The following is a 12,308-nucleotide window of genomic DNA, read 5'->3' as shown; positions in this document are numbered from 1 at the left end:
GCGATGTTAAAAATGGTTAAAACAAGCGGATTAATATTAAAAGGGTTATAAACAAAAAAGCCATCGCTGCTAAAGCGATGGCTTGATGACTTTAATGTGATTTATGATGATACCTGCTTAGGCAAGTTTAACATTAACTGCATTTAGTCCTTTTCTTCCGTCTTGTAGGTCGAAAGTAACTTCGTCATTTTCTCTGATTTCATCAACCAGACCAGAAACGTGAACAAAGTATTCTTTGTTTGTTCCTTCTTCTTTAATAAAACCAAAACCTTTGGTAGAATTAAAGAACTTTACTGTTCCATTATTCATTATGTTGTAATTATTATTTACCAAATGTATATAAATAAGTTGAATAATCAACGTCATTTTATTTTGATTGAGAATCAAATGTTTATGCGGATCATTTTTCAACCAGCTTATATCTAGGCCTCGCGCTACTTTAACATGCGTTTTATTTTTCTGTATTTATTTTAATTTTTCCGCTTTTTAAACCTTTGGCGCTTACTATTAGTTCGCCTCCGCCGGCTATATTTGTAGCTTCTAAAGTTATCACCAGTTTACCGCTAAATGCGTGCATGCGCGGTTGGTGAAAAAGTTGCAGATTAGTAGGGTCTCCGTTAGCAATAGTTTTAAACTTGATATTTCCGCTGGTTTTAGCAAGCAATTCATCAGTTGCGGTTGGGCAAACATTTCCTTTAGCATCTACCACTGTTGCGGTAACAAAAGCTAAATCTTTCCCGTCGGCTTTAATGGTTTTACGGTCAACGCTTAGGTTAATCTGATATGGCTTTCCGGCTGTGCTGATGCTTTGTTCTGCTACAGCTTTCCCGTTTTCGTCTAAGCCAATCACTTTTATGGTGCCAGGTTCGTACTTTACATCGTTCCACATTAAGCGGTTGCGGGTAAATTTGTTGGTATCGTCTTTTTTGCGGATCCCCATGCTTTTTCCGTTAACAAAAAGTTCTGCCGCCGGATAATTCGTATAGCAATATACTGGCGTGGTTTCACCTTCGCGCCCTGGCCAAGTCCAATGCGGTAGTAAATGGAGGGTTTTCTCTTGGGTGTTCCAGCGCGAGCGGTATAAATAATAACGGTCTTTGGGGATGCCTGCCAAATCTACAATTCCGAAGTAAGAACTGTGTGACGGCCAGCTAGATTCATAAGGCGCAGGTTCTCCTAAATAATCAAAACCTGTCCACACAAATTCGCCAATGGTGTATTCTAAATCATCTTGTGCCAAAAACTCATCATCTGGCGTTTGCGACCATGGGCAGTGCTCCATATCGTATGATGAACTTTGGTTATCCGGATAGGTAATGTCTGCACCTGTTTTTATCGGGAATTTATAAATACCTCTAGAGCTTACAGTTGATGCCGTTTCTGAGCCTAAAATAAAACCCTGAGGTAGTTTTTCGTATGCTTCTTTATAGCGCGATGGCTTATAGTTGAAGCCGGGTAAATCTAAAACCGCTGCAAAACCATTCTTTAGTACAGCATCTATACGGTCCATACCAACGGTAACTAAACGTGTTGGGTCTTCGCGGTGGCAAATGTCTTGCATCCACGCGGCAAGCTTAACGCCGTTTGCACTGCCCTGATCCGGAACTTCGTTGCCAATGCTCCAAAGCACTACAGAAGGGGAGTTGCGGTTTGCATGAATCATGTTAATCAAATCTTTCTCTACCCATTGGTCAAAATAATTGTGGTAACCGTTTTTCATTTTTGGCGCTTTCCATTCGTCAAAAGATTCAACAATAAGCATAATGCCCAGTTCATCGCTTAATTTTACCAGCTCGGGCGAGGGCATGTTATGTGCCGTTCTTATGGCATCGGCACCCATATCTTTTAAGATAAGCAAGCGTCTGCGCAAGGCCGCCTCATTTATAGCGGCGCCTAAAGGACCTAAATCGTGATGGTTACAAACGCCCTGGAACTTGCGTTTTACGCCATTAAGGGTAAATCCGCTTTCGCCATCAAAACTTATTTTTCTGATTCCAAAACGGGTTTCATATACATCTTTTAGCTTATTGTTTTCATAAACCTTAGAAACAGCTTTATATAAATTAGGCGTTTCTGGCGACCATAATTTCGGTTGTTTTACCAGAAAGTGCTGATCGGAAGAAGCCATAGAGATGCCTCCTTTTGTAGTTCGCGAAGCTACAATTTCACCTTTGTCGTTGTAAATCTCTGTTTCCAGCTTAATTTCGGATTTGTCGTCAGCAATTCCGTCAATTTTGGTTTGCACACGAACACTCGCCAGATGTGGCATTACAGACGGAGTGGTAATGTAAGTTCCCCAAATTGGCACGTGTACATTTTCGGTAATAATTAAATGAACGTTTCTGTAAATGCCCGCGCCTGGATACCAGCGAGATGATTCGCTTTTGTTCTCGAGCCTAACGGCCAAAACGTTGGGGGCGTCAGCACGTAATAAATTCGTAATTTCGGTATGAAAAGCGTTGTAGCCATAGGGCCAGTTGGTGGCTTTTTTTCCGTTGACATAAACTTCGGCATTGCTCATCGCACCGTCGAATTTCAAAAATACCCGTTCTTTAGCGCCTAACTTTTGCAAAGGCAAATGGATACGGTACCAGCCGATGCCAATGTAAGGCAAGCCACCAGTTCTACCGGTTTTTTCTGAGGCTACTTTTTCGCCGTTTTGTACAATACGAGTTGTTTGCAAGTCGTTATCGCGCCCAAAAGGGCCTTTAATTGCCCAATCATGGGGCACCGAAATGCTTTCCCAAGATTTATCGTTAAAATCGGCGGAAGCTGCGTTAACAGTTTCGCCTTTAGAAAATTTCCAGCCGGCGGTAAGCAGTTTCTCTGTTCTTTGCTGTGCGTTTAAGCTGGTAGAAAGGCAAAATAAAATTGCCAAAATAAAGTAGGGGAGTCGCATCATAATTTATGAAGTATATTATTTTAGATCGATGTTAATTACAGACAGAGATGTTTCTTTTCCGATTACAGTTTCTGGCATTTGATAGCCATAGGTAATTTCTAAGCGTTCTACATCTGCCAAAGAAAATGTTTTTGGCATGTTTGTTTGGTAAAACAGCGGTTGAAATCCGGGATAAGGCCTTGGCAATAGCAACATGGCTTCGGGTTTTAAATTAGAAAGCGGGATTTGTGCGGTTGTTACGGAATCTGTCACCGTAAAATTGCCTGCGTAAGCATTGCCGTCTTTGGTAATTAAAGCAACTTTGGCTGTCGCGTTTTTAAAACTGCTGCTTGCTTTAATGTTTAGTTGGACGAAATTTTGCAAATCGGCTTTTCTGTTTTGGACCAAATCTCCAATATAAGTTTGCCAGCCCATAAAATTAGTGCGGTCCGTTTTTTTCATGATGGATGTAACCGCAAGTTCATTGGCATTTGTTGTTGCGGTGTATGCTAAGCCATAATTCTCCCAATCTGGATTGTAGTAATTAAGCTGATTTTTATCCCGTAAGGCATTAAACAGCGTTAAGGAGCTATTGGCGCGGTTAACAAACACTTCATAAGGTTGCGCGTTAAAATCCCAATCATAGGGGCTACCTTTTATATTCTCTGGAAAAGCGGTAGTACTTTCTGGTGTAGCAACTGTGATGAAATATTGAAGCAAACCTGCCGAAATAGAACTTTGTGGAATTTTGGCTTCGTAAACACTTCCTTTTTTTTGCATTTCAATTTGTTGCCCGCGCCTTTGGCCCATATTAAAAACAACAGATACTTTTGCGGTAGAGTCTGCTCCGCCGATACTTGCTTGGAGTAGGATGTCTGAAGTTTCTGAAAGGTTGCGGGGTGGGTTATGGTAAACCCTAAGCTCATTATTATTGTCTGCCGGCGCAACAAACTCGGATAAAAATAGGTTAGCAACCTTTTGCTTGGGCTTAAACGCAGAGGCAGGTTTTTTACTGAGGATATAAGTCCCTGGTACAGCAGCAAATGCTTGCTTGGTGGCTTTGCCTACAAAAGAATTATTTTGGTTTGCCCCCTTTATGGTAAATGTTTCGCCCAAATCGGGCAATTTTATTTTAAAAGTGTTATTGTTCCAGCTAATGGCCCTAACTTTTCTGTTTGGCGATGTTTTAGCAAATGGATCGGCCAATGAAATTACATCGGGTAATACTTCTAAGCGCCACACACCATCGGTAATTTTATCTAAAAAATAAGCGCCATTGCCACTGTATTCGATAATTTTTGAGCTGCCTGTGCCAGCAATATGTTTAAGTTTTTGTGTTTTTACGATACTTTGCGAGCTATTGGCGTAATAAAATAAAGTATCTTTAACAAGCTCGCTATTGTTTTGGGCATAGCTTACGTTTGCCGGCAAATTATGCTGAAAAACTTGATTGGCAATCATAAAGCTGATTGCTTTTGATGGAGTGTAAGCCAAATTAAGGTAGTGTGTTTGATATTCGGTGTTAACGCCAGCAATTGTCAAAGGCTCATAAGCAAACATGGTGGCCCACTGAAAACCTGCATTGCGGAAGCTTTTTGCCATTGCAGGATAATGATAGCTTGCCGGAATATCTGCACCATCAAATTCGTAAACTATTTTTGCCCGTTTATTGAACCCGGGAATGGTATCAAACGGAATATTGTATGTAGATACATGGGGCAAAAAATTACCTTGTTGCGTTCTGTTTGCCACCAAGCCAGATGGATACCACTGAAAGCTATGCCCTTGCACATCCGCTTTTACCACGGCATCGGCATATTTGGGCGATTCGCTGATGTTGTAGAAAATGGGCTTCGTCCACCCAGTGTTGCGGATGGTTTTTACCATAGTATTGATGTATTCTGTGGTTAGCGCTTTTGGACCCGAATGGTGCGGTTCGTTATTTATTTCTGTGGCGATAATTGCGTCGTCATCTTGGTAGGTTTTTCCGGTGTATCTGTTTTTGCGTTGAAAAAACTGTTGCAGATAATTTTGTTGCGCTTTCCAGGCCTCCGGGTTAACTAATGCATCTTTTTTTCCATATTTAAAAGAGAAACTTCCCGTGGGAACATCTTTTTCGGGATAGCCATTGCCCCAATAAGCAATAGGCGTAAGCAAGATTTTGATGTCCCGTTTCTCTAATTCATTTATCAAAAAATCAAAAAGCCGTAGATGTTCGTTGTCTAAAATATTGCCCACAGAATCTGTTATTTCTGTATCGAAAACGTGGATGCGATAAGCGTTGATGCCCAAGCGCGCCAAATGGTAAACATCTTGTTTTATAGCTTCTTCAACACTTATACCGCTTGCTTTAATGTGCCGGTACCCAAATACAAAAGGCGCACTATAATTTACGCCAAAAAAATAAGCGTCTTTTTTAGAGTTTGTCCATTTTATTTTTCCTTGCTCGTTTACAAAAACTTTCTCTTGAGCATTTGCACACGCCGTAAGAAATAAGAATATCGCTATAAAAAATCCTGAAATTTTGTTCAACATCACTATACTTAGTTCATAAATGCATTTAAGGCTACCGATGGTTTTCCGGTATCGTCAAAAGCGCCCAATTTGTAGCTTTTCCAGCTGTTGTAGCTTTGCGGTTCCCAATAAAACACGCCCAGACCTTTGTTTTGCGGTAAAGATTTTACTTTGCTCAGCAAATCTTTGATGAACGATTGGCAGGCTTGAGCTTCGGACGCGGGCATTCCAACTTCGCAAATCATAATTTCGGACCCGTAACGAGATACCATATCTTGCATATTAGTTAGGCAAGCGGTGTTTTTTTGCTCCCAGTCTGTAGCGCTTGGATATAAAGACATGCCAATTACATCCCATTTTGCACTGTTGGCTTTTAAGCCGTCAAACATCCACCTAAATAAGCTATTATCATATCCGTTTGATAGATGAACAATTACTTTGCTATCCGTGTCGACCGCTTTAACCGCTTTGTAGCCCTCATTTATAAGCTCGGCAAAGTTTTTCATGTTTACAGAAGCTTTGCCATCTTCCCATAGCATTCCGTTGTTGGTTTCATTGCCAATTTGTACCCATTTGGCTTTAATTCCTTTGTTTTTAAGCTGGGTTAAAACAGAGAAAGTATGGTCATAAACAGCCGCTTTTAAATCTGTAAAGTTGTAGTTTTTCCACGCGGCAGGTTTGGTTTGCTTTCCGGGATCGGCCCAGGTATCGCTGTAATGGAAATCAATCATCAAATCCATCCCGTTGTCTTTTGCCCTTTGCGCTTTTAACAGCACATCTTGTGCATTGCAATAACCGTCTGCGGGGTTAACCCACACCCGTAGCCGTATGGCGTTCATCCCTTTAGATTTAAGTATTTTGTACAAATCTTGTGATGTTCCGCTGGCATCGTAAAATTTAATACCGGCTTTTTCTTGCTCGGTAACCCAGCTTATATCTGCACCTTTTGCCACCTCATCATCTGTAGGATAAATTTGCATATCGCCTTTCGGACTTTTCCCGCAGGCCGTTAATGCCAATGCTACCAAGCCAGCAAATAGTTTGTTCTTCATGATTTGTTTCTTGTGTTTAGGCAAAGTTGTTTAAAAATCATGGCCTTTGCTGTGCGCAAAGAACCATGAAATCTATCTCACCCAATTATTATTTTTTTATCAGTTCAAAACTGTAGTTGCCATCGCCACCGCTCAAATCTAAAATAACTTTATAAGTGCCGGCAGTTTCTACTTTTATGTTATTGCCTGCCCACGCAGGTGGGCCAGCAAACATTAATTTGCCTTTTTCATTTACTTTATAGCTGATGTCCCAACCGCCATTCCCAATAAAGGCGAAGCTGTTTCCGGCAGCAAAAGTTACATTGTCCAGCTCAAGTTGGTTGGTTGCAGGGTTCAGCGTTAATTTACTATCGGTGGTGCTCCAAGCGTTATGATCGCCAGAAAGAGAGAAAGTAACCGGTTCGTATGCTATGGTTTTTGCGTCTAAATCCACATTTACTTTCATGTAAGCAGGCGATGGTGTTAACCATAAATTTCCGGTTCCTTCGGCAATGGTAGTGGCAGATGTTCCCCAACCGTAAGACGTGCCGTTGGTACTGCTGATGAGCGTGAAAGCATCTCCGCCCCAGCCGTCGGCGTTTGGAAGGTTTAAGTAACCTTCATATTTGGAGTTAAAATTAGCCGATGCAAGCAGGAAACCATTGCTTCGCGTGGCTGGTGTTTGCCACGAGTTACCACCTTTAACTAAAAGTGCCGGGTACACAACAACATCTTCAAACGGTGTAATGTTAATTTCAACTTTTGCAAAAAGCGGAGGTATGGCAGATGTAGCACCGGAATTTTGTTTAATATCCGATTTTAGCCGTACCACAATTTTGTGCGCGATACCCGTTTCCAGTTTCATTTGTGTGGCTAAAATGGCATTTAAATCTGCACCCAAAAAAGATTTAGACGTAGCTTCTTCTGTTGTGAGAGGCACGTTAATGGCTTTTTCCCAAGCATTTGCACCTGTTGTATCTGCCGGTGTAGCAAACTGCAAGGTGTAGCTGGGCACCAATGCCAAGCCATAGCTGGGTTTATTGAAAGAAAAGCTTACCACATTTTCTGTTTTATTAGCTGCGGATAAAACAACGTTTTGTTGCGATGCCTTAAAATCAAGCGTAGATGCAGAAGGCATTTGCAACATCGGTTTTTCAATGTCGCTTTCGCATGATGCTAAAACAGCAATACATCCGAATAAAATGGTTTTTAATATCTTTTTCATCTTATAATGTGTTTAACACTTATTGATTTTGTTTAAGATTAGGGTTTGATGCCAGGTCCGAGCTTGGAATAGGGAAAATGTTCCGGCTTGCACTTACTGCGGTGCCCGCTTTTACGCCGCCTTTCCAAGCCCACAGATAATCTGCTGTGGTAAACTTGTTAAAGCGCACCAAATCTGTGCGGCGGTGGGCTTCAAAATAAAGCTCTCGTCCTCTTTCGTCTAAAATAAAATCAAGTGTGAGTTGGTTGGCGCTGATATTGCCTGATGTGTTGCCATAAGCCCTGGTCCTTAGTTTATTAAGATAATCCAAAGCGGTGGTTTGGTCGCCGCCTGTTCCGCCTCTTAACACTGCTTCCGCATAGTTTAAGTAAACTTCGCCAAAACGGAATAATGGAAAGTCGATGTCCGAGAAGTCTTTGGCAGGATCCAGATGTGGTGCATCGCCACCGCTTTTGGTCTTGTTTCTGAATTTTATCGGCGAAAAGCCAGATTTAGATAAGTAAAGTTCATCCATCTCTAAAGTTTGGCCCGTTGTATAAAACATAGCGCGTTGGTCAGTGTTTCCAGAATAATCTGGGAAGAGCGACACAAAATTTTGTGTTGTACGTAAACCGCCCCAATCGCCGTTTGAGCCAGAAATATCTGCCGGCACATTAGCTGGGCCGTGCATTAAATACGTAGTGCCTCCGTAGTTTTGGGTATGCGTACCATCGTAATTAATAGTGAAAATGTTTTCATCTGTGTTTAAGTGGTTATCCGCAATGGTTAACTCGCGGTAGTTGCCGTGCAAGGTGTAGCCAGCTTCAATGATTTTTTTAGCGTAAGTAATGGCTTCGGTATATTTTGGTGTTTTTGTATATACTTCCGCATTTAGGTACATACGCGATAACAAAGCCCAGGCCGCCGCTTGGTTTGCACGCCCATACTCGCCTGTTTTGGCCGGAAAAAGATCGCTATCTATTGCTGTTAGTTCAGATTCGATGTAGTTAAACAAATCTGTTCTGCTAATTTGTTGCGGAAGTTCTTTTGTGCCTAACTTAAAGTCTTCTGTTACAAAAGGCGGACTAGCAAATAGGTCCATTAAAACCCAGTACTGGTACGCGCGTAAAAAGCGGGCTTCTGCACGGTATCTTTTAATTTCTTGCAGGTCCGTTTCAGAAAAACCTTTTCCGCTAATCCGCTCGTCCGAAGATTGGCGGATAAAATCGTTACAAAGCGTAATCTGGAAAAAACAACGGTAATATAAGCCAGCTGTAATGGCGTTGGTTGATGACCAGCTCAACTCGTGCAAACCTAAAATTCCCGCATCGCTGGACCAGCTCCACGCTGCTTCATCTGTAGTTAGCTCTTGCAGGTTCCAGTATAGGCGTAAAAAATCCGAGTTGCCTTCGTCTTTGACAATTTCTGCCGGTATGTCTTGTTGCCCGGTGGTGGCGTTTCCGGTTAAGGCAAATGCGCCGTAAACTTTAGCCAATGCCTGTTTATAACCCAAAGGCGAGTTAAAAACGTCATCTGCCGTTAAGTCATTAGTGGGTTTTAAATCTAGCTTGCCACACCCAAAAGCGGCGGACAGTAAAATGGCTACTGAAAATATTTTTAAAGCTTTCATGCTGTTTCTTGTTTTAATAAAATGATGCTAAAGCGATAAGTTTAAACCTAATGAAAAGATTCTTGGCCGCGGATAGATGTTGTTGTCAACGCCAGAAGCTACTTCTGGGTCCATGCCTTTGTATTTTGTAATGGTAAATACGTTTTGTACAAAAGCGCTGGCCCTTAAACTTGCGCCGTTTTTAGCAATCTTGCCAAAATTGTAACCTACAGAAAAGTTGTCCATTTTTAAAAAAGAGCCATTTTCTACATAATAATCACTTAATAGCTGCTGATTTTTGAAACCGGTGTCAAAGAAATTTGTCGACCCGTTAAGCAAAACCTGGTTGCCAACAAATTGTGCTAAGTTGCCTCTTTGGCTAAAGGCGTTGTTGTAAACATAGTTGCCTAAACTTGCGCGCAACACAAAGCTCGAGCTCCATTTTTTATAGCTTAGGTTATTGGTAAAACCCAAGAAAACGTTTGGATCAGCGGTTTTGCCTTTTACAAAATCACTGGTAGAGATAGCGCCGTCTTTATCATAATCTAAATAAATGCCCTCCAAAGGTTTTCCAGAAGCATCATACACCTGTTTATATAAAAAGAAGGTGTTTTTTGGATATCCTACCGCATTAATAAAAGCATATTGCCCGCTTACACCGCCGGCAATTGTACCGCTAGGGAACCCCAAATAATTAGGGTCTTGAGGTACTACGGTAAGATTGGTGATTATGTTTTTATTATGGGTAAGGTTAAAGCCTGCATCCCATCTGAAATTGCTGTTTTGTACCGGCACCACATTCAAACTTAGCTCTACACCTTTGTTTTCCATATCGCCCACGTTAACAAACGCGGTTGCAGAGAAGTTTGTGCCTGCCGGCTGCGGAATTTTGTTAAGCAAGTCCGAAGTTTTTCTCTTATAAAAATCTATGCTACCAGAAATGCGGTTGTTGTATAAACCAAAATCAAGTGCGATGTTGCTGGTAGCCGTTTGTTCCCATTTTAAATCAGAAATATATCCGCTAGGGCGGTACATTTGATAGTAAGTGTCGCCAAACTGGTAAGTAGCGGTATTTGCGCTTAGGTTATAGTAAGACATGTATCCAAACAATGAATTAATATCCTGTTGACCGGTTAAGCCATAGCTGGCGCGCAGTTTTAGCAAGTTAATGGTGTTGTTGTTTTTTAAGAACGATTCGTTATTGATGGCCCAAGACAAGGCCACAGATGGGAAAGTCCCGTACCTGTTTTCTTCCGCAAAGCGCGATGACCCGTCCGTACGTACTGTTCCGGTAATAAAATACCTCTCGTCATAATTATAATTGAACCTAGCAAAATAGGACCTTGTGCGGGCGCGCGGTTTATCATAAGGGAAAGCCGGTTCAGAGATGATTGCGCCCGTTGCGTTATAACTTGTATAGTTAAAAACTTTTGTGAGGTAATCATTATATGAATAGCCTGCGGTTGCTTCTACCCGGCTTTTTATTGATTTGATGTCTTTTACGTAGTTCAAATAAAAATCGGCAACCGTGTTTAATTTGTTTTGCTTGTATTTGCTATCTGTTCCGCCCTGGTCAATTAACTCGGCAGCGGTAGCGGGCACGTAAACTGTTCCTTTACCGGTAGAGGCATCATATCCTAAGTTTAAAACCGCTTTTAAATCTGGTAAAAAATGAAATTTGTAGCTTAAGCTAAGGTTACCGATGCTTCTGTAAGGCGTTGCTCGATCTTCGCGCTGGTTTAGCAAGCCCAGCGGGTTTCTGCCCACTAAATTTTCTAAGCCAGAGGGGTTGGTGGCATTCAGATATTCCCAATAACCGCCATACTTAGCTTGGTTGGTGTAAACTGCTTGCGAGGGGTCAAAACTTACGGCTCCGCCGATTGCGGCTTGGTTTGCAAATCTTGTTTTTTGCATAGAGCCTTTAATGTTTAAGTTCACCTTCAAATGCTCGTCTAAAAAGCTGGGGTTAAGGGCAAGGGCTGCCGAGGTTTTTTGGTATTTATCTGTTTTTAATATGCCCGATTGATCTTGAAACCCCAGCGATAAACGATAAGGAAGCTTTTTGATACCGCCGTCAAAAGAGATATTGTTGTCTGTGTTAAACCCATTTTGGTAAATCTGTTTCTGCCAATCCGTATCAAACTGGCCTACTGCCGCTTTTTGATCGGCGGTGCCAAATTGGTTTACTACGCTCTTGAATTGTTCTGTTGATAAAACATCTGCATACTTTTCAATGGTTGACAGTGCGTTTACCGTGCTGAAGTTTACATTCAACTTTCCTGATGTCCCTTTTTTTGTAGTGATAATGATGACACCGTTAGAAGCCCGCGCACCATAAATTGCGGTGGCGGATGCATCCTTCAATACCGTAAACGATTCGATGTCGTTAGGATTGATGAAGCTTAAGGGATTTGAAGCGCCCGAAACCTGGCTGTTTTCCAGCGGCACATCATCAATTACAAACAACGGGTCGTTACTTGCACTTAAAGACGCACCACCTCTAATTCTGATGGTTGAGCCAGAACCCGGCTGGCCACCGCCAGATACGATAGAAACTCCCGGCACCTTTCCGCTGATCAGCTGTTCAGGCGTAGTAATAGTGCCTTTTTGAAAATCTTTGGCACCCACAACAGTTACCGCGCCTGTTAAATCTTGTTTGCGCATGGTGCCATAGCCCACCACTACAACTTCGCCAAGCGTTTTGTTGTCTTCTTTTAAATCAACATTTAAAATTTGGGTGCTGGCGCTAAGTTCTTGCGTGGTAAAACCGATAAATGTAAATACCAATGTTGCCCCTAGTTGTGGTACTTTAATACTGTACCTGCCCTGGGCATCTGTAACGGTGCCGGTTTGCGTTCCTTTTACAGATACAGAAACACCCGGTAAAGCTTCTTGGTCCGAAGCAGATTTGACAAGTCCGCTAACGGTTACTTGTGCTTGTGCAAAAGAGCTTAACGCTATCATTAAAAATGTAAGCGCACCCAATGTGCATCGTAAGTTAATAGATAAGTTTTTTAGCATAATTTTGGAAAAGTTTTAGGTTAACTTTTATTAGTTGGCTAGCACAAA

At 41.8% G+C, this 12,308-nt stretch carries 7 protein-coding genes; all 7 read right to left on the bottom strand.

Annotation, left to right across the window (positions count from 1 at the left end):
* Positions 1-117: 117 nt before the first annotated feature.
* The 7 genes from BCY91_RS10580 to BCY91_RS10550 all read right to left on the bottom strand — a co-directional run bounded on the left by BCY91_RS10580 (position 118) and on the right by BCY91_RS10550 (position 12,260).
* Positions 118-309, bottom strand: a complete 192-nt coding sequence (locus BCY91_RS10580) for a cold-shock protein (protein WP_120182250.1) — start codon at positions 307-309, stop codon at positions 118-120.
* A 142-nt stretch (positions 310-451) separates the two neighbouring features.
* Entirely contained in the window at positions 452-2,902 is a 2,451-nt protein-coding gene (galB, locus tag BCY91_RS10575) for a beta-galactosidase GalB (protein ID WP_120181934.1), read from the bottom strand.
* 15 nt (positions 2,903-2,917) lie between these two features.
* Positions 2,918-5,416, bottom strand: coding sequence for a cellulase family glycosylhydrolase (locus BCY91_RS10570; protein ID WP_120181933.1), 2,499 nt, complete (start codon positions 5,414-5,416; stop codon positions 2,918-2,920).
* A gap of 8 nt (positions 5,417-5,424) precedes the next feature.
* Complete coding sequence (locus BCY91_RS10565) at positions 5,425-6,447, bottom strand: glycoside hydrolase family 53 protein (protein WP_120181932.1); 1,023 nt, start codon at positions 6,445-6,447, stop codon at positions 5,425-5,427.
* Positions 6,448-6,535: 88 nt separating this feature from the next.
* A complete protein-coding gene (locus tag BCY91_RS10560) occupies positions 6,536-7,651 on the bottom strand; it encodes a SusE domain-containing protein (RefSeq protein WP_120181931.1) in 1,116 nt (371 codons plus the stop codon).
* A gap of 19 nt (positions 7,652-7,670) precedes the next feature.
* Positions 7,671-9,260 (bottom strand): RagB/SusD family nutrient uptake outer membrane protein, encoded by a 1,590-nt coding sequence (locus BCY91_RS10555; RefSeq protein ID WP_120181930.1) that lies wholly within the window; start codon positions 9,258-9,260, stop codon positions 7,671-7,673.
* Positions 9,261-9,287: 27 nt separating this feature from the next.
* On the bottom strand, positions 9,288-12,260 hold the full coding sequence (locus BCY91_RS10550; protein ID WP_120181929.1) for a SusC/RagA family TonB-linked outer membrane protein: 2,973 nt from the start codon (positions 12,258-12,260) through the stop codon (positions 9,288-9,290).
* Positions 12,261-12,308 lie beyond the last annotated feature (48 nt).

The organism is Pelobium manganitolerans, assembly GCF_003609575.1.
Lineage (GTDB): Bacteria > Bacteroidota > Bacteroidia > Sphingobacteriales > Sphingobacteriaceae > Pseudopedobacter > Pseudopedobacter manganitolerans.
Note: the sequence above shows the minus strand (reverse complement) of the source record. Positions and strands in the feature narration are given on the sequence as shown.